This window comes from Halospina denitrificans (genome assembly GCF_004364635.1).
In the GTDB taxonomy this organism is placed as follows: domain Bacteria; phylum Pseudomonadota; class Gammaproteobacteria; order Pseudomonadales; family Oleiphilaceae; genus Halospina; species Halospina denitrificans.
In genome coordinates this window covers 242,070-264,034 of sequence record NZ_SOAX01000001.1, presented here as the reverse complement: position 1 = coordinate 264,034, position 21,965 = coordinate 242,070, and the positions used below count along the sequence as shown (strand labels likewise).

Genomic DNA, 21,965 nt, shown 5'->3' with positions numbered 1-21,965 from the left:
GATCGCTCAAATACAGTTAGCCTTGAAGTGGTTCTTGAGCAATCGCTCAAATCGTAGTCACCGAAATTATTCCATTGCGGAAATAGCAGGAGGTTCTTCCATGACCACATTCCAGCTTCACGACACAGACAGCGCTCCCAGGGATGCCAAGCCGATCCTTGAGGAATCCCAGAAATCCATGGGCATGATCCCGAACCTGCATGCTGTTCTCGCGGAGGCGCCGCAGACCCTTAAGGCCTATGGCACCCTGCATGAGCTCTTTACCAACACCAGCTTCAACAATGATGAGATCACCGTGGTCTGGCAGACCATCAACGTGGAGCACGAATGCCACTACTGCGTCCCGGCTCATACCGCCATCGCGAAACAGATGGGCGTATCCGATGAGATCTCGCAGGCACTGCGTAACGAGACCGCGCTCCCGGATGCGAAGCTTGAAGCGTTGCGGACCTTCACGAAGCAGGTGATCGCCAAGCGGGGCAACCTGGACCAGCCGGACCTGGAAGCCTTCTTCAAGGCAGGTTACGATCAACAGCAGGTGCTTGAGGTGATCCTGGGGCTCGCCCAGAAAACCATCAGCAACTACGTGAATCACATCGCGGAAACACCGCTGGATGAGCCCTTCCAGTCACTGGCGTGGAAGCGCTCATAACCCATGACTCCAAGGAGGGCCCGGAGTGGCACCTGTACTGGCATTTGACGTCTACGGCACGCTGGTTGATCCATCGGGTATGGTGGCGCATCTGCGGACGCATACTGGCGATGACGCGAAAACAGTCTCCGCCCTGTGGCGCCAGAAACAGGTCGAATACGCATTCCGACGGGGCCTGATGCGGCAGTACGCGGACTTCGGGGTCTGCACCCGCCAGGCCCTGGACTTCGCGTTCCGATCAGTGGGGCGGACCCTGGACGCCGGTACTGCCGATGCGCTGTTGCAGGCCTATCAGCGTCTGCCTGCGTTCGATGATGCCGTGCGTTCCCTCGCAGCACTGAAGCCCCATTACCGCCTGTTTGCCTTTTCCAATGGCACGCCGGAGGCGGTAGAGCGGGTACTCCACAATGCCGGTTTGCGTGATTACCTTGAGGGCATTGTCAGTGTTCACGAAATGGGTACCTTCAAGCCGGACCCCGCTGTGTATAAGCATGCACGCCAAGCCACAGGTGCTGGAGACGAGCCGCTATGGCTGGTCTCAGGCAACCCCTGGGACGTGATCGGGGCGCGCTCGGCGGGACTGGAAGCCGCCTGGGTGCAGCGCGACTCCGGAACGGTCTTCGATCCGTGGGGAATTGAGCCCAGCCTGGTTGTTCAGGACCTGACAGAATTGGCTGACAAGCTTCCGGCCAACGCCAGCAACACCTAACCGGGTCCGTGCCGATCCTTAATTCAGGGGACCGCGTTCACTTCTTACTCATACAGGCATAAGCCGTTATGCTCTACAACTATCCCGAAATACGATGAGCGAAGACATGGAGCAGGCAGCAACGGACGAACAGCAGTTGGTTGACCGTCTCCGCCAGCGTGACAGCAGGGCGTACCATGAGGCTGTCCAGCAGTTCTCTGGCGCCATGCTGGCAACGGCAAGAAGCATGCTTGACCCTGCCACGGCCGAGGATGTTGTGCAGGAAAGCTGGGTCGCAGTGGTTGACGCCATTGATGGGTTCGAGGGTCGGTCCGCGCTGAAAACCTGGCTCTGCACCATAACCGCCAACCGCGCCCGTAACCGGTTGCGTAAGAGCAAAAGGGAGACGCTGACGGATTTCCAGGCACCGCTCGACCCGAACCTTGAAAAGCGGTTCAACGAAGGCGGGGGCTGGATTCAGCCCACCCGGCCCTGGGGCTCCGAATCCGCGGATGAGCTTCTGTCCAACGAGGCACTCAAGGACTGCCTGGACAAGCACTTTGAAGCACTACCCGAAACACAGAGGGCCGTGCTGATGATGCGGGAAATGCAGCAGATGGAGGCGGATGACGTCTGTCGGATTCTGGGACTCAGCTCTGCCAATCTCAGGGTGAGCCTGCACCGCGCCCGGCAGAAACTCTTTACCATGATCGAAGGCTTCCGGGAGACGGGAGAATGCTGAAATGCCGCGAAGTAACCGCCCTGGCAAGTGACTGGCTGGACGGCGACCTTACCACTGCCCAGAAACTGAAGGTGCGCCTGCACCTTATGATGTGTCGCCACTGCCGTAATCTGGTGGATGGGCTCGCCACGACCGAACGCATTATCAGGGACCGGCTCGACGCGGAGCTGCCTATTCCGGCGGAACTGCAGCAGCGAACAACCGAAGCCATTGAGGCTCGACTGCGCACGGACCAGAGTGGCAGGAACTGAGGTCGGACCGCCTTGATGACCTCCCGCCTGTAACAACTCCAGATCCACCGTGTCCTTCAGATATCAGCCAGTGTGGCACAGGCGGCACCCTGGACTGAGCCGTATTCAATGCAACAGGCAGGGCTGCAAGCGGGACACCCTATGCTCAAATGTCGCGACATCACCCTGGTCGCCAGCGATTACGTTGATGGTCGACTCCGCTGGCGTAAGCGATTGGCCGTGATCGTTCACCTCATCATGTGCCCCCTCTGCCGGCGCTTCATGGCCAACTTCCGGCTGGTGGTCAGGGTTATTCGCGGCCACAACCCCCCACCGCCTGAGCCCGGGCAACTGGAGAGCTTTCAGGGAGCCATAGACCAGGCCCTGAGGAATCAGTTTCCGAATGATACACACAATGACTGAAGGGGTGACGCCATGATGGGACTCCGAATGAATCGCCGGGCACTGATTCCGGTCGCGGTGATGATGCTCGCCTGGCTGTTTCCTCTGATGGCCACTGCATCGGACAACCTGGTAATGCTCTCGATCGACTTCTGCCCTGCCTGCGAAGCCGCAAAGCGGTATTTCAAGGAGAACGGGATCGAATACACGGAATACAACCTCAACGAATCCAAGCGGGCCAGGGAGGCTTACGAACGTCTCAATGGACGCGGCACGCCAGTACTCTTCATCAACGGCAAATCCATGAATGGGTTCCATCCACAACGCTTCCGCCAGTTCTGGATGGAGGCCACGGGTGAAACTCTTCCCCAATCCCAAAGATGATTGCTATAACCCCGAAGCGTGGGTTATCGGTCTGACGTCCGGGGAAAGGCGCGTGCCGGGCATGCTAACGCCGGCCTATGCCGGCGTTTTCCCTATTGAAACGCCGGAAAATTGTCCGGACGGTTAAGGGACCAGTCGTACTCGATGTACTCAATGGACTCCGTCTGCTTCACCTTTTGCGCGACGGCTTCATCCGCCCACTCTCTGATGAATCCCCGCACCGATCCCCCCTCATCCACAAAGTCCTGCTCATACCACTTGAACAGCTCCGTCAGAAGAAGGGTGTCGCCTTCCACGCGGAGATGGTGATGCGTGTTGAAGGCCAGTCGGGTATTTTCCGTCATCAGCTCCTCAATATTGTCGCTGGTGTAGATATCCTCACGCAGCGGCGGGCAGCCGACCGAGGCGCAGTTCACCGTGAAATGCACCCGTGCCTCTTTCCATCCCTTTTCCTCGAACTCCGAGCCCAGCAGTATTTCCTTCTCGATCTGGTTCAGGCTGTAATCCTGACCTCCTATATCAAAGTTATCGCGCTCGAAAACCGAGTCCGTGAAGGGATTGTAGCGGCCGCCGTAATCCCAGACGGAATCCACCAGCTTACCGTCCTGGCGCTCGGTCAGAATCTGGTGAATCATGAAATAGTTGTAGGCATTGTTCCAGAATGCGAGCGCTTTCTCCCGACTATCCAGAACAGACACATCAAACTCCGCCAGGCGCTCGGACTGGGCGTCAAGCAACACCTGGGTCTGCTCATCGGCCAGTGCAGCCTTATAGTCAAAAGCTGAGACCAGACCACCAGCAGATGTGCGTCTCTCCTGTAGGTAATGCTCCAGCAGTTTCTGATAGTCACTGAAGACCTCCCCTGCCGTGGTGGTCTCAGTCGCCGAAAGACTGGACGCGGCCGTAACAATCAGCAGTGTTGCTGCCATTCGTCCGGTAAACGAGTCGCGTTTCATGGTGTGCTCCCTCGATGGTAAAAGTAGGGGGACAAACATCCAGTACCCTGAATAAGACAGTCAATACACCCCGTCGTTACACCGCTTTCATTGGCGACAAAGACGTTCATTTTACAAAACGGGAACCTGAAGCCACTATTCACGCAGTAATTAATGGAAGGAAGAGGCCGAGATCATCGTAAAGTACGCTGTTCCGTGGTTATTACTGACCCTGATTCTGCTCAGCAGTATCCAGACGCCGGCGGCGGACCGAAACCGGACGCTGGAGGGCGCCTATATCGAGTTCCCTCCGCTCAGCTATACGAATGACAGGGGTGAACCGACCGGCAGCTATATAGAAAAGGCTGATCAGCTCGCTGCAAAAGCCGGCTACGACATCCAGTGGCAGAGACTGCCCATCGACAGAATCTACCTCTACCTCGAACAAGGCAACATCGATGTCTGGCTTGGCTCCTCCGAAGTTCCGGAGTTGTCGGACTGGACCCGGGAACCGGACTTCACCTTTCAGCCCATCCGGCTCAATGCCTACTATACGGATAATACGGCTGCGATTGAGAACCTGGAGGATCTAAAGGGAAAGTCCCTTATCCTGATCCGTGGCTATACCTACCTGAACCACCTGACACCCATCACAGAGGCAGCCCAGACCCGTGTTGGCAAAGCGCCGGACCACGAGGCAGGCGTGCGGATGCTGAAAGCGCAGCGCGGTGACTACCTTCTGGATTTTGAGAACCCGGTGGAGAACGCCCTCATGAGCGAACCGCTTCCGGGCATTAACAAGCATCTCCTGATGCAATGGGACACCAGCCTCGTATTCTCAAAGCATACCGAGCATCTTGACCGGATCATCCGGGACTTCGAGGCCGCCTGGCAGGCAAATAACGGCGTTGGTTCCGCCGCAACTACTGACCCTGATTAAGATGCTCCAACCCCTCAGCAGCAACACCGTCAAAAACGTTTTCCCTTCTCCCTCCTAACACCTTCGTTCAACCGATAGCTTCCAAGAGGAACAAACAACCGACCCTCTTACCGCCCCTGGAAAGATTCAGGGGCGATCGTGTAACGCCATCTCCGGATCGTTGTCTATCTACTGATGTCCTTCCACAGGACTTACACCGGAAGGATCCCAACAAAGCACAAAAACCACTAAAAACGGAGAAGACCCATGGCTCAGCCCCCGGCAACCCCCAATCCCAGAGCCCGCAAGCCGTTGAATCGCTATGCCCGAGCAGCGGTCCTGCCGATGGCAATAATGAGCGCTTCCTTTGGCACCGGAGCGCTTGCCGCATGCTCGCCCTGCAAGGGCCGCTGCAAACCCTGTGCGGCACAAAGTGCCTGCAAGGCGAATCCCTGCGCCAGCAAGAACCCTTGTGCAAGCAGGAATCCTTGCGCCAGTAAAAATCCCTGTGCGAGTAAGAACCCGTGTGCGACCAAGAATCCCTGCGCCGCCAAATGTGGCCCCTGTAACCCCTGCGCTGCCAGAAAGAAGGTTACGCGGCCCGACGACTACGCGAAGTTCGAGGGCAACCCCTGTAAGCTGATGGAAAGGGCAGGAAGCTCTTTTCGGACAAGAGTCTCAGCAGCAATGGCCTTTCCTGTGCCACCTGCCACTCCGACGGGGCGGGCTACAATGCCACTTTCGCCAAGTCCTACCCGCACCAGGTCGCCATGGGCGCCAACCAGTTCGGTATGGATGAAGTGCACCTGGATGAAATGATCCAGATCTGCATGGTCCAGCCCATGCAGTCGGAGCCCCTGGAGTGGGGCGGGGAAGACCTTGCTGCCCTTGTGACCTTCATGGAGAAGGAACAGGCGAAGTACCAGAAGGCGAATCCATGCGCGGCGAAAAACCCCTGTGCCATGAAAAAGAAGTGCAATCCCTGCAATCCCTGCGCGGCAAACCCCTGTGCCTCGGTGAATCCAGCAGCAAAGCGCCGGCCCGCCGAAGTGGCTGCGCACTGAGTGATGGCCCGGCCATTGGCCGGGCCGAATTCAGCCCGATAGAGGCAAGCCGTTATGATTGAGCTGAAAACACCACAAGCCGCCGACCTGGATGACCTGACCCTGAAGGACCTGATCGAGGCCGGGGCGGAACTGGATGCCTCCACCAGGGCACTGACCAGGGGTGGCATCAACGTGGTGGGTGAAATCCTTCGCGGACAGGGGACCTTCTACGAGATGGATCATTATCCGGAAGGCGACGTCTACGATGCGGACCACCACTCGCAGTATTACTATCACGCCCACCGTGAGGATGCTGAGGAGCACGGCCATTTTCACACCTTCCTGCGTGGTTCAGCCCTGCCGGAGGACATGATCCCGGCGACGGGCTTCCAGGAAACACAGCCCTGGCCCCGGGGCGAGGATGCCGTGGCACACCTGGTCGCGGTTTCCATGGACGCCTGGGGAAACCCGGTCGGACTCTTTGCCACCAACCGGTGGGTCACGGACGAAACCTGGTTTTCCGCCGAGGATGTGATCCGCCAGCTGGGTCGCTTCCAGGTGGACCATGCGTGGCCGTCCTGGGCCGTTAATCTTTGGCTCTCCGCATTGATCCGGCTTTACCGGCCGCACATTGAACAACTACTGCGCCATCGTGATGCCGTGATCGCGCGACGTCACCTGGAGGCCCCGCAGACTGATGTCCTTGAGGACCGGTCCCTGGAGATCACCGGCCAGCTTTTCATAGATCCGGAGCAATGGAAGCAGGCGCTGGCCGAGGAGTCGCGCAGTCGCCATCTCCCAAGCCCTGAAACCCCATCACGGCGGGAAATGCACATACCACACTGACAACCGATAAAAGGAGCAAGTTATGACCGAAACGACAGACAGGCGCTTACCCGTGGCACTTCTGGCACTGCGCCTTGGTGTCTTCATCGTCATGATCATGTGGACCCTGGACAAGTTCGTGCAGCCGCAGCATACCGCTGGCGTATTTGAGAATTTCTACGGCCTCAGCGGGTTCGGTCCCAGCATTTTCATGGTGCTTGGCGCGCTGCAGCTGATACTGGTGTTCGCTTTCCTGTTCGGCGTCGCCAAGCGCTTCAGCTATGGTCTGGTCTTTCTGCTGCACGGCGTCTCGACACTGTCGTCCTACGCGCAGTACCTGGATGCCTTCAACAACCTGCTGTTTTTTGCCGCCTGGCCCATGCTGGCTGCCTGCTTCGCGCTTTACTATCTGCGAGACCAGGACACCCTCATGACGTGGGACCAGCTGCGCAAATAATGAAGGAAAGGATGACTCACGGATGCAGCGAGGCCCTGCGCCTCGCCCTGACCGGCGGGACCCCGGCGCGCGCTGCCTGGGTGGCCGCCGTAGTGGGTACCATTCTGGTAGTCATCAACCAATGGGAGGCATTGCTGGGAATGCAGGCACTGTCCATTCCCAAGCTGGTGCTGACTTATGTAGTGCCCTATCTGGTTTCCACTTATACAGCGGTTTCAAAGGACCTCAGAGGTCGCAATATAGAACCCTGGTGATCAGGCGTTAAAGATGCTTTCAAACACGCCCTCATGGAGCATCCGGTCCTCGTCGCTGAACAGGACCCAGCGGACCCGTCTTACGGACTCAAGCTCGCCGGTTTTCGCCAGCACCGCGCGCGACGCCACCTCAGCCGCACGCTCCATGGGAAAGCCAAAGGCACCGGTGGAAATCGCCGGAAACGCAACCGACTCAAGGCCCGCCTCTTCGGCCAGATCCAGCGCGCCGCGATAACAATTGGCGAGAAGGGTATCAGCAGGCTCATCAACGCCGTATACGGGGCCCAGGCAATGGATGATATGGCGATTGGGCAGGTTGGGCGCCGACGTCATGACGGCCTCGCCCGGCTTGATGGGCGCCAGGGGTGCCGTTTCCGCCTCAAGCTCGGGACCGGCGGCACGGTGTATGGCCCCGGCCACGCCGCCGCCAATACGGAGTTCGGCATTGGCGGCGTTCACAATGGCGTCAATATCGTCCTGCTGCGTGATGTCGCCCCTGGTGAGTTCAATCTCGATCCCGTTGGCCTGGAATGCCATGGTCATCTCCTGTTTCTCGCTTCGGGCTTGGCTGCCCATTATTGGCGGTTGCTCCCCGGAGCGTAAAGAGCCTGGCTAGCGCGAGAACAGGTTCAGAACCAGGGTAAGGACCAGGCTCACAATAATCATCGAGGTGATTGGAATGAACAACTGGCTGTGCTCGCCTTCCGCGCGGATATCCCCGGGCAGCCGGCCAAACCAGCTCAGAAGCCAGGGCGCGTAGTGCAGCACCAGGCCTATGGCGACAAGGGCAATACCCGCAATAATGAACCAGCGCGACACCGGCAAGCCTCCGTGACAACCCTGAAAGATGAGCCTGTTTGCTTTATCCTGCGACTTTTAATATCGGAATTGCAAAACATCATGTCCACCGATCATGCTTTCAGCACCGATGAGATCAACGCGGTCTACCGCGCCATTGCCGAACGCCGGGATATGCGCCACTTCCTGCCGGAACCGGTAGCGGAAGACACCCTGCTGCGGCTTCTCCAGGCCGCCCATAATGCTCCCAGCGTCGGGCTGATGCAGCCCTGGCATTTCATTCGTGTAACGGACCCGGAGCTGCGTCAACGCATTCACGCGATGGTGGACAGCGAACGCGAGCGCACCGCCGAGGCTTTGGGCGAGCGCGGCAATGACTTCATGAAGCTCAAGGTTGAAGGCATCCGCGAATCTGGTGAACTGCTGGTGGTGGCGTTACGCGGCGGACGCGAGAAACACGTCTTCGGCCGCCGCACCATGCCGGACATGGACCTGGCCTCCGCGGCCTGCGCCATCCAGAACCTCTGGCTTGCCGCGCGCGCCAAGGGGCTGGGCATGGGCTGGGTCTCGCTGTTCGACCCGGATGAACTTGGAACCCTTCTCGATATCCCCGAAGACGGCAGGCCCATTGCCGTGCTCTGCCTGGGTCATGTCGAGGCTTTCTACGATCGCCCCATGCTTGAACAGGAAGAGTGGACAGAGGGCCTGTCGCTGGAACACTTTGTTTCCACCAATCACTATCGACCCATCGAGGAATAGACCATGACAGACAGGATTCTGCGCACTCCCGACTCACAGTTTGAGCGGCTCCTGGACTACCCGTTCGAGCCCAACTACATGGATGTGGGCGGTCCCCGCATGCATTACGTGGATGATGGCCCCACGGACGGCGACCCGGTTCTCATGCTCCATGGCGAGCCCACCTGGTCCTATCTGTACCGCCACATGATCCCCGTCTGCTCGGCGGCCGGTCATCGCGTCATCGCACCGGACCTGATCGGCTTCGGCAAGTCAGACAAGCCTTCGCGGGTTTCCGACTACAGCTACCAGGTCCACATGGACTGGTTGGGCGAATTCATTGAGCGGCTCGACCTCAAGCGCATTACACTCGTCTGCCAGGATTGGGGCTCACTGCTCGGCCTGCGTTATGCGGCGGAGAACCCGGAACGCTTCAGGGCCATCGTGGTCGGTAACGGCATGCTCCCCACCGGGGACCAGACCATGCCGAAGGCCTTCCAGCTCTGGAAAGCTTTCGCGCTCTACAGCCCGGTATTTCCAGCGGGGCGGATTGTGGACACGGGCAGCTTCCGCAAGCTCAGCCCCGACGAACGCCGGGCCTATGATGCGCCCTTCCCCTCCAGGCACTACAAGGCCGGCGCGCGCGCTTTCCCGGCACTGGTACCGGCGACGCCGAATGACCCGGCCACGGAAGCCAACCGCCGTGCCTGGAAATCCCTGGAGAAATGGGAGAAACCCTTCCTCACCACGTTCAGCAATGGTGATCCCGTTACCCGTGGCGGGGACCGTTACATGCAGGAGCGGATCCCGGGCGCCAAGGGGCAGCCCCATACCACGCTCAAGGGCGGGCACTTCCTGCAGGAGGATTCGCCGGTTCCCTTTGCCCGGGCCGTGAATGACCTGATTGCACGGCTGGATTAACGGAACCGGTAAACGGCTCAGACCACCAGGGCGACGAAATCGCCACTGAGCCGCCCCGCAACCTCGTTGTCGAATTCCAGCACGGAATTGACGGCGATGCGCGAACGGCCGCGGCGCTGCAGAGTCTTGCGGAAAAGCTCCCAGCGCTCCGGCGCCGCCAGCTCGGCCCTCGCGGTAAACGCGCCGTTGATGGGCCGATCGTATTCCATGGTATTGCGCTGGATGACCAACTGCGCCGTCAGTCCCGCATCACGAACACGCAGATGCAGCAGCGACCAGGCAGCCAGTATGGCCACAGCCGAAGCGCTGCCACCGAAAACCGTTGCCCTGTGGTTGATATTGGGCTCCAGTGGTGCCCTTACGGTGACCGAATCCACGGAAGCTTCAACCACCGAGACGGCCATCGCTTTGGACAGGGGAATATGCTCGTGCAGGTAGGACTCAAGTTCTGCTGGGGACATCGGTCACTCCATAACAGGGAACAGACGGAACTGGCACCGGGCGCTCATCCCCCGGGCAGACATTCAAGCGCGGCACGGATCGGCTCGGGGATGGACGCCGGTCGGTCATTATCGCGGGTTACGAACACGTGGACAAATTGCCCCTGGGCGAGGGCGGATCCATCATCGGCCCGAAAGATCCCAACCCCATAGGTGACCGAGCTGTTGCCCAGCCGCTCGACACGCAGCCCAACCTCCACCGGGTCCGGATAGGAAACGGCCCGGAAGTACTGACAGCTTGAACTGACCACATACGCAATCACGGGGCTGTTGTGGATGTCCAGGTTGCCTCCCTCAATAAGATAGCGGTTCACGGCCGTGTCGAACCAGGCGTAATAGGTCACGTTGTTCACATGACCGTAAAGGTCATTGTCGCTCCACCGGGTGGTAATCCCCTGGAAGGCCCCATAGGCCTCGCGGGGTAACGGCTCTGAACGGGCCATCAGAAGGCCTCCCGGTAGATGGCCAGGGCATCGCCTTCGGTGACGTCCCGGGGATTGTTCACCAGGAGGCGCTGTTGTTTCATGGCGTCAGAGGCAAGCGTGGGCAGGAAGTCCTCGGCAATATCCATATCGCGCAGGCGCCGGGGAAGTTCCACCGCCTGGATCAGATATTCCATGCGCTCAATCAGGCCCCCGGAGGCGCCCTCGGCCTCAACAAGCGGCGCCAGCTCCGCATAGAGTGGTGCCGCCACTTCCGAATTGAACCGCAGCACCTGGGGCAGGACCAGGGAGTTGCTGAGTCCGTGGGGAATATGGAAGTGCCCGCCCAACGGGTAGGCCAGGGCATGGACCGCCGCGACCGGCGCATTGGCAAAGGCCTGCCCTGCCTGCAACGCGCCCAGAAGCATGGCGGAGCGGGCCTCGATATCATCGCCATGATGCACGGCGCGAACGATATTGCCGGAGAGCTTACTCAGCGCCGACCGGGCCAGGGCATCGGAAATCGGGTTCTTGCGGACTCTGCTGGTGTAGGCCTCAATGGCGTGCACCATGGCGTCAATGCCGGTGGCTGCCGTGACATGGGGCGGCAGCCCCAGGGTCAGTTCCGGATCAAGGAGTGCCAGGTCCGGCAGCAGGATGGGGGAAACGATGCCGGATTTGGTGGTTTCGCCCGTGGTAACGATGGAAATGGGTGTGACCTCGGAACCGGTACCCGCCGTCGTGGGCACCTGGATCAGCGGCAGTCGTTTGCCCCGGGCACTGCCCACGCCATAGAGGTCTTCAAGGGCCTGGTCACAGTGCCCGGAGGCCAGCAGTGATACCACCTTGGCCACATCCATGGAGCTTCCGCCGCCAAAGCCGACAACCAGTTCGGCGCCGCAGGCCCGGGCCTGCTCCACTGCAGCCCTTATAGTCGTGTCCGGCGGATCGGCTTCCACCTCGCTGAATACTTCAACACCGATACCGGAAAACCCCGAAAGGGCCCCCTCCAGCAGCCCCGCCCGGATAATCCCGGGGTCCGTGACGACCAGCACCGTGCCGGCAACACGCTCACCGCAAAGCGCCGCCAGCCGTTTCGCCCCACCGGCTTCATGGACGATGCCGGGCGTGGTATTGAAGGTGAAATCCTGCATGCCAGCCCCCGATATCCGCGTCTTGTTCTGTTAGGGTACGACCTGAATCAAACCATACCGTGGAAGCCCCCGAGATGAAACCGATGCCCTTTTCCCAGTCCTGTGAGAACAACAAATGGCCGATCCTGAACATCCTGAAGCGGGTGTTCACGGAGCCGGCCCTGATCCTGGAGATCGGAACGGGGACCGGGCAGCACGCCGAACTCTTTGCCCGGGAGCTGCCACATCTGCAGTGGCAGCCAACGGATCGGCCGGGGGAACACGAACTCTGCCAGCAGCGACTGCAGGAAGCGCAATTGCCGAACGTCGCCAGACCACTGCCTCTGGATGTGCTCGACCCGGAGTGGCCGGTATCAGGGGCCGACGGCGCCTTCTCCGCGAATACGCTGCACATTATGGGGTGGGATGGCGTGGAGGCGCTGTTCGCGGGCCTTGGCAGGCGGCTGCCCCATGGCGGGTGCTTCTGTGTCTACGGTCCCTTCAACGAACAGGGCCGCTTCACCAGCGACAGTAATGCCCGCTTCCACGAACACCTTCAATCCCAGGACCCGGCCATGGGCATCCGGGATATCGACGACCTTAAGACGTTGGGCGAGGGCACGGGGCTGATCCTCAGGGAGCAATGCCCCATGCCGGCGAATAACCAGCTACTGATCTGGGAACGGCGTTAACGCAGGTCCGGATTCAGGGTGTAGGTCGCCATTACAGACGCCTCATCCAGGACGTGGCCCTCCATCGCCTTCTCTACATCCGCGCCCCGGAACTCATCACCCAGATCGAGCCGATCCGTATCCAGGGCAAACACCGTGAAGATATAGCGATGGACAATCTCGTCGTTCCAGGGCGGGCAGGGGCCATCGTAACCGGCATAGGTTCCCGCCAGTTCCGCGCTTCCGGCAAGGAAATCCGTGTAATCATTGATGCCGTTCTTACCCAGTGAATCGCTCCAGGGCTTCTTGCCGCCAGGAACAACCTCAGTCGATACCTGTCCTTCCTCGATCCGGTTCACCGACGGCGGTACATCCACCAGGAGCCAATGATAGAAGTCGACCCGCGGAATCTCTCTGGAAACCGTCTTGCCCTCCTGGTTCACATCGTCGGCGACGCTCGGTACGTCCGGATCCTTGATCATGACCACGAAACTTTTTGTGCCCTCAGGGACGCCGGACCAGGTCACCTCCGGGTTCAGGTTGTTGCCCAGCTCCATGTGATCCACTGGGTTGTAGACCCCGAATGCGAATTTTTCGGGAATCGGTTGACCTTCGGTAATGCCTTTAACGGCGATGTCCATTATTGCCTCCTGTAACGGTGCAGGTTCAGTGCCATTGAGCCTTGGAAGGCCCGATCAATTCAACCCCTCAGCGCGACTGTCCGTAATTGGTCATCGAGCGCCTCGCCATCCAGCGGCTGGTCGCTGATGATTTCAAGCCGGTTTTCGGTGTTGGGCTCAACCGGTGTGGCGCTCAGTGAGTCACCCGCCAGGTTCAGCGCCATCCAGCCCTGATCCGTATGAACCACTCCCTTGATACGCAGCCAATGCCCGCCATGGCAGAAATCCACCAGGGCGTCATAAGCGAATTGCGTCTCGGGGGTTACCCGCCAGCCACAACTGTAGTGAGCATCGCCCGTATTGATGAAACGCTGCCAGGGCTCATCCTCAAGAGACACCCTCTCAGGCACTTCCCCGTCGTGGTGATGGTGATGCGCGCCAGCGTCGGTGGCGGGGCGTTCCGAGTGCGACGCCGTCAACCACTCGAGCTCGATACGGCCGTAGCGGGTCTCCTCGATGCGCGCCTTGGGCGGATCAAAAGCCCCGGCCCAGCTCCGGAACCGCGCCAGGTCCTCCTCCTCACAGAGATCGCACTTGTTGGCAACCAGCACATTCGACACCGCAGCCTGGTCGCGGAAGTGGACATTGTTTACCACCTTCTCTTCCGAAAGGCGGCGGGGATCCACCAGACAGAGACTCGACGCCATGGAGAGAACGCCCTGGTAGGACTCCCCGGTCAGGGTCTCGATCACCTGGGAGGGGTGGCCCAGGCCGGTGGGCTCAATCAGGAGACGATCCGGCTTCTCGCGACGGATCAGCCAGTTCAGCGCGACCTGCATGGGCAGCCCGGCCACACAGCACATGCAACCGCCCGGAACTTCCTTAACCGCAATGCCTTCGGCCTCCATGATGGCACCATCCACACCCACCTCACCGAACTCATTCACCAGCACCGCCCAGTGCTCATCCGCCGGCTTGCGACGGAGCAGGTCCAGGATGGCCGTGCTCTTGCCAACCCCAAGAAAGCCCAGGATGAGATGGACCGGGATCGGGGCCATCACCGCGAAAGCCTCCGGATCAGGGCCTCATCTTCCGGGAATTCGCGCATCAGTTCCCGGGGATCCCCCCACTCAAAGTCTTCAAAATCAAACCCGGGACTGACGGTGCAGCTCACGAGAACAAAGCCGGTCTCCGGGGCGGGCTCCGCCGCAAACCAGGTATTGGGCTCAATGGTCAGTGTCAGCTCGCTCTGGCTGCCCAGCTTGTGGCTCGCAATCCCTTCCGGGCCGGCGCAATGGACAATCACCGGTCCGCCCGCGTGCCAGTGCCAGAGTTCATGGCTGCACAGCCGGTGCCAGGCGCTGTAATGGCCTCGCTCCAGCAGGTAATGGATCGCCGTCATGGTCGGACGCTCCCCGTTGGCCGTGCGCACGGTTACCGGGCTGGCGAAGAATCGCCGGTAAAAACCACCCTCGGGGTGAGGTTCAAGACCAAGCTCGGTTTTCCAGTGCTGCGCGTTCATGCGGACTCCTTATTTCGGGGGTGGGGCGGGCTGTGCAGATTCAGCCCGACACGGGTCACTTCATCGCCATCGACCGACTTGGCCACCAGCTTGATCGGGCCCATGCGCAGTTTATCACCCACAACCGGGTGACCGTGTTCCTTGCGGAAACAGGCGGAGAGGCTTTTGTCCGGTTCGTACCGGGAAATATCAATGCCGTAGAACAGTTCCACGTCGCCCACGGTCGCATCGCCATTGAGAACGAACTCGCCGAAGAACTGCCGATCCTCCAGTGGGCTCTTGCGCGGACGGGTATCAAAGACCTTGCTCAGATCTTCCAGCATGGCCGGAGACGCCATAACCGCGACCAGATCGCCGGCGCGCAACTCCGCAATTTCCTCAACCCTTGCCAGCTCCCCCTCCCGGAATACGCCGGAGCAGATAACCCCCGGCGGCAACTTCAGCTCGGCGACGGGCAGGGGCTCGGCCCAGCGTTCCCCGCGCAGTTCAAAGACCATGAGCTCATGATCCCCTGTGGTGGGCAGATCCAGCGGCAGACGCCGCCGTGGTTCGGGCCCAATGGGCACTTCCAGCTTGAGCCTGTGCGCCAGCGGCGCCAGTGTGGTGCCCTGGACCACCAGCGACACGAGAACCACGCAGAAGGCGATGTTGAACAACAGATGGGCATGCTCAACCCCGGCCATAACCGGAAAGAGCGCCAGAACAATCGGGACCGCGCCCCGCAGCCCAACCCAGCCGATAAAGACCTGCTCCCTGAAGTGAAACCCGAAAGGCCAGAGCGTCAGGAGCACGGCCACCGGGCGTGCCACAAGAATAAGGATGGCGGCGATCGCCAGTCCCGGCAGGAAGACCCCCGCCAGCTCGGTGGGGGTGGCCAGAAGCCCGAGAATCAGAAAGAGTGCCATCTGGGCCAGCCAGGCCAGGCCATCGTGCATCTGCAGCACGGCCGGCAGCATCCGGATGCGCCGGTTGCCGAGAATGACACCGGCGAGATAGATGGCCAGAAAACCACTGCCGCCCAGAGCATTGATGCCACCGAAAACCACCAGCCCGCCGGCGGCCACAAGCAACGGGTAGAAGGCCGGAACCAGCTGCACACGATTGATGATCGCCGCAAGGACACGCCCGCCAATCCAGCCACCGACAACCCCCAACCCGAACTGCTGGACAAACAGCATCAGGGTTTCGAGCACGGGGCCATCGCCCGCGTTCATCGCGAGCGACAGCAGAACCAGGGTGAGGAAAATGGCCATCGGATCATTGCTGCCGGACTCGATTTCCAGCGTGGCGCTGACCCGGTCATTGAGGTGCAGGCCACGCCCCTGCAGCAGTGAGAACACGGCGGCGGCATCCGTGGAGGACACAATGGCGCCCATGAGCAGGGCGATCGTCAGCGGCAGCTCAAACAGCCAGTAGGCGGCGAGCCCCGTAACACCGGCTGTCAGCAGGACGCCTATGGTGGCCAGCCCCAGGGCCGGACGCAGTCCGACACGGAAGCTCGCCGCCCGGGTCCGGAGCCCGCCGTCCAGCAGGATCAGCGCCAGGGCCAGGTTGCCGACGAGGAAGGCGGTTTCAAAATCATCAAACTGGAGGCCACCCAGTCCATCCTCGCCAGCCAGCATGCCGATCCCCAGGAAGAGCAGCAGTATGGGCATGCCGATGCGACTGGACAGTGGACTGAGCAGGATACTCAGGCTGAACAGCAGGCCGATGAACAGCAGCAGGTCAGTAGCCAAGTCCTGTCGTCCCCCTGAACAGCATGAATGTTGCGGAATGCGACAGCATCCACATCGGTTTTACCTGACTTTAAAGATGGAGGATGCAGAATCGAAACATTTCCGTTTCAATGGCACGGATAGTACGCTTATGCGTCTAAGCTCATGGCTTACCCTATTTAATGTGCCTGTTTATTGTATCCGGAGAAACCCCCTATGACCGCTGAGGTTATTGTTCTGGACACCACCTTTGCTGTCCATCAACTCAAGAGCACGGACCTTATACCGCCGGAAGTATTCCGGACCCCCTACTACTGGATTGGACGCACCGGTGGTTTCCTGTCACTGATCTGTGACCAGACACTGGAATTGAAGGCCACTGACAGCAGCACGGGATGGCAGTGCCTGTACATCATGACCGGGGATCCCGTGCTTCCGGAACTGGCACAGGATCTGCGCAACAGTGGCATTGCTTTCGTGCCGCTCCCCTCCGGCGACGGCGCTTACGGGCTCGTGCCCGAAGACCAGCTCCAAAAGGTTCGCCAGCAGCTCAGCGCCGCTGGTTACCGGGTGAAGGACCCGGCAGGAGTCGGTTCCTTCTGAACGCTCTGGCTGTTAGGTTACGGGCATCCGGGATGAAACCGATGCGGTACAGGCAGACGCATGCATCACCTTGCACAGCACCGCCACTTTCGCCGTAACCAGCGCGGTCGGGATTTTGTCGTCAGTGACCTTCATGGTCAGATCGACCGGCTTGAACAGCACCTGAGGAAGCAGCACTTCAAAACGGGCGAGGACCGCCTGTTTGCGCTGGGAGACCTGATTGACCGCGGCGACCATAGCGCGGAACTGATCCAGCTTCTTGAGGAACGCTGGTTCTTCAGTGTCATGGGCAATCATGAGCTCATGCTGCTGGACGCGCTTTCGAATCCCCGCTGGCGCCCGATCCACGAGCACAATGGCGGGGCCTGGTTCTACCGTCAGCCCGCACCCGAGAAAACCTATCAGGCCAGATTGCTGCACCAGCACCTGGCACTCGCCGTTACCGTGGAAACGGCGCGGGGCCCTGTTGGCATTGTTCACGCCACGGCCCCCTCGGACTGGCGGACGATCCAGGAAGTGCCTCTCGAGGATGATCAATGGAACGAGCTGGTCTGGGATCGTCACGATTACCAGCAGGCCCTGCGGTCCCCGGAAATGATCCCGCCCGTCCGCCATGTGACACGGGTGGTTCACGGGCACGTCTCCTGTGAACAACCGATTTCCGCGTCAAACCGCATCTGGATTGATACACTGTACAGGGGTGGAGATATTACACTGATGCCCCTGCCGGCACTGGCCGGGCTTTCCGGCCATTCACGTTCAAGCGCCGGTTGAGAGCAACAACCACTGGAAAGTGCCATGTTCAGACGCTGCCTGCTGATCCTCATTACTGCCCTCGCCATACAGCCTGTTGCGGCGGACGTCCAGCCCGTGAAGCTGGAGTCCGTGGACTCCGTGGACAAGGTTCTGGTGCTCAAGAGCGAACGCGAACTTCACCTCATCCGCAATGGCGAACGGGTCCGAAGCTACCGGGTATCACTGGGCCAGGAGCCGGAAGGCCACAAACTGTCCGCCGGCGATAACCGTACCCCGGAGGGGCGCTATATCCTCGACTGGCGCAACCCCGGCAGTGACTTCTACAAGTCCATCCATATTTCCTATCCCAACGAAGAGGATCGGCGCCAGGCCGAGTCCTGGGGGTTGGAGCCGGGCGGCAACATCATGATCCACGGTCTTCCCAACGAGGCGGATAAGTGGTCCTTCGCGTTCCCGGGGCTGGACTGGACGGACGGCTGCATCTCCGTCACCAACGAAGCCATGGACGAAATCTGGACCCGGGTTACAACGGGTACACCTATTGAGATCAGGCCGTAAAAAAACGGTTTTCACACATTGTGACTTTGCTACACTGATCCGGGTCATTAATAACCCGACCAAAAAAGGGGACAAACATGAAAAAACTGACGCTCGCAGGAATTGCCATGGCTACAGTAGTGGCAACTGGTTGTGCTTCCCAGCAGAATGGGGACGCGATGGACACTGCTGACGACGCCATGGACACCGCTACCGATGCCCAGAATACGGCTGACGGTGCACAGAGCAGTGCGGACAGTGCCCAGACACGGGCCGACGAAGCCTACGATCTGGCACAGGAAGCTCTGGAGCGTGCAAAGAACGCCGAGCAGTCGGCTGAAGAAGCTAACGAGCGTGCTCGCCGGATGCTCGATCGGGCAACCGGTAAAGAGTAAAAAGGCGGACTCAGGAAAGCGTCGTATTACGCTTTCTTAACGCTTAAAGCCGGCCCACAAGGCCGGCTTTTTTGATTCAGTCAATTCCCACCATCTTATGCATCTGGACACTCAGACGCCATTGCGGGTGAGCCAGACAGAACTCAATCGCTTGCCGGGTATTGGCATCCCTGAATGCATCCGCGCCGCTGATGACCTGCGGTGAGGCCATGGGGGCAATAAACCGCTCGGATGCACGGATGTGGTCATAGTCAGCCGGATCCTGACCCTCCTGGGGATAGACCAGCTTCAGCTCATCGCATTCCTCAATCACGATGGTCGTCCCCGCTTTTGGACTCATGCAGAGCCAGTCAATTCCCTCGGGGGCGGGAAGTGTTCCGTTGGTTTCAACCGCCACGCTGAGTCCCTGGGCATGAAAAGCCTCGACCATGGGTCCATCAAGCTGCAGAAGCGGCTCCCCCCCCGTGCAGACCACGAGGGGGTTTTCAGCGTCCGAGAAAGAGCCCGGCCAGAAAGCGGCCACATGACGCGCCAGCGCCTCAGGGGTCTCAAACTCACCACCATTCTGGCCATCCGTGCCCACAAAATCGGTATCACAGAACTGGCATACGGCCCGGTGACGATCCGCTTCCCGCCCGGTCCACAGGTTGCACTTGCTGAACCGGCAGAATACGGCCACGCGCCCGGCCTGGGCGCCTTCACCCTGGAGCGTCGCAAACACCTCCTTAACGCGATACATCAACCCAGCTCCTTATAGGAAAGCGGATCCGAAAGACCGTTGAGGGAAAAGGCCTCAAGACGCTCGACGCAGGCACCGCAGCGCCCACAGGCCTGTTCCCGGCCGTTGTAGCAGGTCCAGGTAGCACGGTAGTCGAGGCCCATGGAAAGCCCCTCCGCAAGGATCTCCCCCTTGCTCATCTGCATGAACGGCGCCTCCACGCGCACGGGCTGGTAGTTGGCAACCCGGGCCAGCTGGTCCATCCGCTCGATAAAGGCCGGACGACAATCCGGGTAGATGGCATGATCGCCCCCGTGGGCCCCGTACCACACCGCTTCCGCCTCCAGGCTGACTGCCTGGCCAATCGCCAGAGACAGGAGAATCATGTTGCGGTTGGGGACCACGGTCGCTTTCATGTTCGATTCTTCATAGTGCCCCTCGGGAACGTCCACTTCATCGGTCAGGGCCGATCCGCCGAGCAGTGACTGGATGGAGCCGATATCCACCACCTGGTGGGGCACCGCGAGCTTCCGGCAGACCTCGCGGGCACAGTCCAGTTCCCGGCTGTGGCGCTGGCCATAGTCAAAGGACAGCGCATGCACCTCCCAACCCTCGTGCAGCGCCTTGTGCAACAGGGTGTAGGAGTCCATGCCTCCGGAATAAATCACCACGACGGTGCCCATGGAAAACCCTTACCTTTCATGTAAAAGTGTTATTGTATCAGGTAGCCAGTGGTTTCCGGCCCTTGAAAAAGCGGCGTTTCGGAATACACTGGATGGTATGGAAGGTAATGGATCCGTATTCATGATGATGAATGTTTCCCGACATCTCAGCTCGGACATCAAGGCACGAAAAAACCGGCTGCCAGCAGCGGGTTCCTGACGGTTCTGTCACCGGAGGGGCCCGTAGCGGTCGCCTCCGGTTCTCCTGTGGTCTGCTTCATTCCACACAAGCCCGGAGGCGATAGTCTCCGGGCTTTTTTGTCTGTAGTCGATCAACCACGGCAGACAGGAGGGGTCACCATGACACAGAAACACCACAGGGCATCGGGCACCAACGCACCCATCCGCCGGCCAGGGCGGTTACCGTTTCTGGATGCCATCTGCAAACGGCTCAACCAGCGCGTGAATCTGGACGATGAACGCTCTGTGCTGGCGCTCTATGAGCGGGGCTGGATTTTCTACGGGGTTCTGGGCACGCCCAGTGACGCGGAAAGCCGGTATATCCGGTCGCTGGCCGCGCGCTATCAATCCTGGATCCAGAAGCAGGTTGCCTGAACGGCGAAGGCGAACCCTGCCGTGGTGGACCCACGGCAGGGGGTTCAACCCCCGGGGTTGTGCACCATCATGTAGTTGTTCACCACATCCTGGATCTTTTCCCGCGAGTAGGGTTTCACCACATAGCCATTGGCGCCGGCCGTAATAGCGCGCTGGATGCTGTCAATGGAATCATCGGCGGTTACCAGAACCACGTGCTGCTGACGGTTATGCGCCTTGATGTCCTTCATTACCTCATGGCCATCCCGGTCGGGGAGGCCAAGATCGAGCATCACGATCTGGAATGAGTCCTTCTGGAATTCCTCCAGCCCGGATTCCGCATCCCCGGTCTCCACAACCCGGGTTGCGCCAACCGCATAGAGCATTTCGCTCAGCATCTGCCGCATAGTGGGCTCATCTTCAACCACCAGGACATTGAGATCCGTCATTGGCCATCCTCGATTGCTTTGCAGTGCAGTCTGCACTTTATTGGTTCAGCCACCCTAGCATAGCAGCCGAGCAGTATTTGTCCGCCCCTGAGGCGGAATTTTCGCCGATCTTCAGGTTAGTCGCCGTGCTCAGTCCGCTTCTCTGGCAGATCCAGCGTCCGCTCAACCGGCGCCTGCTGGGCACCATCCCGGGTCCCGTCCTCCGCCGCAGCGTCCGGAAACAGCTCGTAGTCCGGACGTGTCAGAAGGTTACTGATACTGATCGCCGTCGTGTAGAGCGAGATTGCGATAATCAGCAGGATGGGCTGGATGAAAGCCACCATTTCGGGAACTTCCGGGGAGGCCGTAATCAGCATCAGTAACAGGATGGAAGGACCAAGCACCAGGAGCAGCGTAAGCGCAATGAAGAAGACGATGCGCTCCCGGAAAGCGTTGAGGTTACGGTCGGTAATCAATCCCAGCACGAACTTGCCAAGCGCCAGCCCACCCAGGATAGCCGACGCCGTGGAGAGGTCGGGACTCAGCAGTATAGCCCCGGCATTACCCTCCCAGGCCCGCGTCAGGCCGATTACCACGAACGGAAACAGCACGAATATGACGTCGGCGTAGGTGCCGTACATCAGGTTGACGGTTTCCCGCATGCTTCGGGGGTCATGCTCAAGTGTCATAGGCCCATC

The 21,965-nt window shown here is 59.9% G+C and carries 32 protein-coding genes and 2 pseudogenes; 20 read left to right on the top strand and 14 right to left on the bottom strand.

Features of this window, described 5'->3' with window-relative positions; genetic code table 11:
* The first annotated feature begins 100 nt into the window (after positions 1-100).
* The 6 genes from DES49_RS01265 (at position 101) to DES49_RS01240 (ending at position 3,098) form a co-directional block, all read left to right on the top strand.
* Positions 101-652, top strand: coding sequence for a carboxymuconolactone decarboxylase family protein (locus DES49_RS01265; RefSeq protein ID WP_133734570.1), 552 nt, complete (start codon positions 101-103; stop codon positions 650-652).
* Between the two features lie 25 nt (positions 653-677).
* Positions 678-1,361: a haloacid dehalogenase type II gene (locus tag DES49_RS01260; protein WP_133734569.1), complete on the top strand. Its 684-nt coding sequence runs from the start codon at positions 678-680 to the stop codon at positions 1,359-1,361.
* A gap of 94 nt (positions 1,362-1,455) precedes the next feature.
* Positions 1,456-2,082 carry an RNA polymerase sigma factor gene (locus DES49_RS01255; RefSeq protein WP_243864794.1) on the top strand — a complete coding sequence of 209 codons (627 nt, stop codon included), beginning with the start codon at positions 1,456-1,458 and terminating at the stop codon, positions 2,080-2,082.
* A complete protein-coding gene (locus DES49_RS01250; RefSeq protein ID WP_133734568.1) occupies positions 2,076-2,333 on the top strand; it encodes an anti-sigma factor family protein in 258 nt (85 codons plus the stop codon). Before DES49_RS01255 ends, DES49_RS01250 begins: the two co-directional genes overlap by 7 nt.
* Positions 2,334-2,474: 141 nt before the next feature.
* A complete protein-coding gene (locus DES49_RS01245) occupies positions 2,475-2,735 on the top strand; it encodes a zf-HC2 domain-containing protein (RefSeq protein WP_133734567.1) in 261 nt (86 codons plus the stop codon).
* Between the two features lie 12 nt (positions 2,736-2,747).
* Positions 2,748-3,098 carry a glutaredoxin family protein gene (locus DES49_RS01240; RefSeq protein ID WP_133734566.1) on the top strand — a complete coding sequence of 117 codons (351 nt, stop codon included), beginning with the start codon at positions 2,748-2,750 and terminating at the stop codon, positions 3,096-3,098.
* A 92-nt stretch (positions 3,099-3,190) separates the two neighbouring features.
* Here DES49_RS01240 and DES49_RS01235 read toward each other — a convergent pair whose 3' ends face one another.
* Entirely contained in the window at positions 3,191-4,054 is an 864-nt protein-coding gene (locus DES49_RS01235; protein ID WP_133734565.1) for a DUF547 domain-containing protein, read from the bottom strand.
* Between the two features lie 172 nt (positions 4,055-4,226).
* On the opposite strand from DES49_RS01235, the pseudogene DES49_RS15785 reads away from it, so the two are divergent.
* From DES49_RS15785 to nrtS, 6 genes and pseudogenes are all read left to right on the top strand, one after another.
* Positions 4,227-4,496, top strand: a pseudogene (locus DES49_RS15785) (transporter substrate-binding domain-containing protein); the annotation flags it as partial.
* A gap of 27 nt (positions 4,497-4,523) precedes the next feature.
* Positions 4,524-4,973 carry a hypothetical protein gene (locus tag DES49_RS15780; RefSeq protein ID WP_424955214.1) on the top strand — a complete coding sequence of 150 codons (450 nt, stop codon included), beginning with the start codon at positions 4,524-4,526 and terminating at the stop codon, positions 4,971-4,973.
* A 671-nt stretch (positions 4,974-5,644) separates the two neighbouring features.
* Positions 5,645-6,016, top strand: a pseudogene (locus DES49_RS15565) (cytochrome C peroxidase); the annotation flags it as partial.
* A 54-nt stretch (positions 6,017-6,070) separates the two neighbouring features.
* Positions 6,071-6,844 carry a DUF6969 family protein gene (locus tag DES49_RS01220; RefSeq protein ID WP_208296998.1) on the top strand — a complete coding sequence of 258 codons (774 nt, stop codon included), beginning with the start codon at positions 6,071-6,073 and terminating at the stop codon, positions 6,842-6,844.
* A 22-nt stretch (positions 6,845-6,866) separates the two neighbouring features.
* Positions 6,867-7,280, top strand: coding sequence for a hypothetical protein (locus DES49_RS01215; protein ID WP_133734563.1), 414 nt, complete (start codon positions 6,867-6,869; stop codon positions 7,278-7,280).
* Positions 7,281-7,291: 11 nt separating this feature from the next.
* Positions 7,292-7,534 (top strand): nitrate/nitrite transporter NrtS, encoded by a 243-nt coding sequence (nrtS, locus tag DES49_RS01210; protein ID WP_133734562.1) that lies wholly within the window; start codon positions 7,292-7,294, stop codon positions 7,532-7,534.
* Here the strand turns inward: nrtS and DES49_RS01205 are convergent, their stop codons facing one another.
* Entirely contained in the window at positions 7,535-8,071 is a 537-nt protein-coding gene (locus DES49_RS01205) for a macro domain-containing protein (RefSeq protein ID WP_133735005.1), read from the bottom strand. It lies immediately after the preceding gene.
* Positions 8,072-8,146: 75 nt separating this feature from the next.
* Positions 8,147-8,353: a DUF2905 domain-containing protein gene (locus DES49_RS01200; protein ID WP_133734561.1), complete on the bottom strand. Its 207-nt coding sequence runs from the start codon at positions 8,351-8,353 to the stop codon at positions 8,147-8,149.
* A gap of 81 nt (positions 8,354-8,434) precedes the next feature.
* On the opposite strand from DES49_RS01200, the gene bluB reads away from it, so the two are divergent.
* Positions 8,435-9,091: a 5,6-dimethylbenzimidazole synthase gene (bluB, locus tag DES49_RS01195; protein ID WP_133734560.1), complete on the top strand. Its 657-nt coding sequence runs from the start codon at positions 8,435-8,437 to the stop codon at positions 9,089-9,091.
* 3 nt (positions 9,092-9,094) lie between these two features.
* Positions 9,095-9,991 carry a haloalkane dehalogenase gene (locus DES49_RS01190; RefSeq protein WP_133734559.1) on the top strand — a complete coding sequence of 299 codons (897 nt, stop codon included), beginning with the start codon at positions 9,095-9,097 and terminating at the stop codon, positions 9,989-9,991.
* A 17-nt stretch (positions 9,992-10,008) separates the two neighbouring features.
* On the opposite strand, the gene DES49_RS01185 is transcribed toward DES49_RS01190, so the two are convergent.
* Genes DES49_RS01185 through DES49_RS01175 form a run of 3 tightly spaced genes read right to left on the bottom strand, consistent with a single transcriptional unit; the run spans position 10,009 to position 12,067 of the window.
* Positions 10,009-10,452, bottom strand: a complete 444-nt coding sequence (locus DES49_RS01185; protein ID WP_133734558.1) for a YiiD C-terminal domain-containing protein — start codon at positions 10,450-10,452, stop codon at positions 10,009-10,011.
* A gap of 44 nt (positions 10,453-10,496) precedes the next feature.
* The gene (locus DES49_RS01180) at positions 10,497-10,934 is read right to left on the bottom strand and encodes an acyl-CoA thioesterase (protein WP_133734557.1); all 438 of its coding nucleotides are present in this window, start codon (positions 10,932-10,934) and stop codon (positions 10,497-10,499) included.
* Complete coding sequence (locus DES49_RS01175; protein WP_133734556.1) at positions 10,934-12,067, bottom strand: iron-containing alcohol dehydrogenase; 1,134 nt, start codon at positions 12,065-12,067, stop codon at positions 10,934-10,936. The genes DES49_RS01180 and DES49_RS01175 overlap by 1 nt, the downstream gene beginning before the upstream one ends.
* A gap of 74 nt (positions 12,068-12,141) precedes the next feature.
* On the opposite strand from DES49_RS01175, the gene DES49_RS01170 reads away from it, so the two are divergent.
* A complete protein-coding gene (locus DES49_RS01170; RefSeq protein ID WP_133734555.1) occupies positions 12,142-12,738 on the top strand; it encodes a DUF938 domain-containing protein in 597 nt (198 codons plus the stop codon).
* Here the strand turns inward: DES49_RS01170 and DES49_RS01165 are convergent.
* Genes DES49_RS01165 through DES49_RS01150 form a run of 4 tightly spaced genes read right to left on the bottom strand, consistent with a single transcriptional unit; the run spans position 12,735 to position 16,595 of the window.
* Positions 12,735-13,358, bottom strand: a complete 624-nt coding sequence (locus DES49_RS01165) for a YbhB/YbcL family Raf kinase inhibitor-like protein (protein ID WP_133734554.1) — start codon at positions 13,356-13,358, stop codon at positions 12,735-12,737. The genes DES49_RS01170 and DES49_RS01165 overlap by 4 nt on opposite strands.
* A 59-nt stretch (positions 13,359-13,417) precedes the next feature.
* Complete coding sequence (locus DES49_RS01160) at positions 13,418-14,395, bottom strand: CobW family GTP-binding protein (protein WP_243864791.1); 978 nt, start codon at positions 14,393-14,395, stop codon at positions 13,418-13,420.
* Complete coding sequence (locus tag DES49_RS01155; protein WP_133734552.1) at positions 14,395-14,859, bottom strand: cupin domain-containing protein; 465 nt, start codon at positions 14,857-14,859, stop codon at positions 14,395-14,397. The genes DES49_RS01160 and DES49_RS01155 overlap by 1 nt, the downstream gene beginning before the upstream one ends.
* Entirely contained in the window at positions 14,856-16,595 is a 1,740-nt protein-coding gene (locus DES49_RS01150; protein WP_133734551.1) for a potassium/proton antiporter, read from the bottom strand. The genes DES49_RS01155 and DES49_RS01150 overlap by 4 nt, the downstream gene beginning before the upstream one ends.
* Positions 16,596-16,790: 195 nt before the next feature.
* Here DES49_RS01150 and DES49_RS01145 point away from each other — a divergent pair, with 195 nt between their 5' ends.
* From DES49_RS01145 to DES49_RS01130, 4 genes are all read left to right on the top strand, one after another.
* Positions 16,791-17,177 (top strand): hypothetical protein, encoded by a 387-nt coding sequence (locus tag DES49_RS01145; protein WP_133734550.1) that lies wholly within the window; start codon positions 16,791-16,793, stop codon positions 17,175-17,177.
* Positions 17,178-17,237: 60 nt separating this feature from the next.
* Positions 17,238-17,951: a metallophosphoesterase gene (locus tag DES49_RS01140; protein ID WP_133734549.1), complete on the top strand. Its 714-nt coding sequence runs from the start codon at positions 17,238-17,240 to the stop codon at positions 17,949-17,951.
* 24 nt (positions 17,952-17,975) lie between these two features.
* Positions 17,976-18,491, top strand: a complete 516-nt coding sequence (locus DES49_RS01135) for a L,D-transpeptidase family protein (protein ID WP_133734548.1) — start codon at positions 17,976-17,978, stop codon at positions 18,489-18,491.
* Between the two features lie 77 nt (positions 18,492-18,568).
* A complete protein-coding gene (locus DES49_RS01130; RefSeq protein WP_133734547.1) occupies positions 18,569-18,865 on the top strand; it encodes an Lpp/OprI family alanine-zipper lipoprotein in 297 nt (98 codons plus the stop codon).
* A 76-nt stretch (positions 18,866-18,941) separates the two neighbouring features.
* On the opposite strand, the gene queE is transcribed toward DES49_RS01130, so the two are convergent.
* Both queE and queC read right to left on the bottom strand, forming a co-directional pair.
* A complete protein-coding gene (gene queE / locus DES49_RS01125) occupies positions 18,942-19,604 on the bottom strand; it encodes a 7-carboxy-7-deazaguanine synthase (protein ID WP_133734546.1) in 663 nt (220 codons plus the stop codon).
* Positions 19,604-20,266, bottom strand: coding sequence for a 7-cyano-7-deazaguanine synthase QueC (queC, locus tag DES49_RS01120; RefSeq protein WP_133734545.1), 663 nt, complete (start codon positions 20,264-20,266; stop codon positions 19,604-19,606). The genes queE and queC overlap by 1 nt, the downstream gene beginning before the upstream one ends.
* A gap of 339 nt (positions 20,267-20,605) precedes the next feature.
* On the opposite strand from queC, the gene DES49_RS01115 reads away from it, so the two are divergent.
* Positions 20,606-20,860 (top strand): hypothetical protein, encoded by a 255-nt coding sequence (locus DES49_RS01115; protein ID WP_133734544.1) that lies wholly within the window; start codon positions 20,606-20,608, stop codon positions 20,858-20,860.
* Between the two features lie 44 nt (positions 20,861-20,904).
* Here DES49_RS01115 and DES49_RS01110 read toward each other — a convergent pair whose 3' ends face one another.
* Positions 20,905-21,288, bottom strand: a complete 384-nt coding sequence (locus DES49_RS01110; RefSeq protein ID WP_133734543.1) for a response regulator — start codon at positions 21,286-21,288, stop codon at positions 20,905-20,907.
* Positions 21,289-21,404: 116 nt separating this feature from the next.
* Entirely contained in the window at positions 21,405-21,956 is a 552-nt protein-coding gene (locus DES49_RS01105; protein ID WP_133734542.1) for a hypothetical protein, read from the bottom strand.
* Positions 21,957-21,965 lie beyond the last annotated feature (9 nt).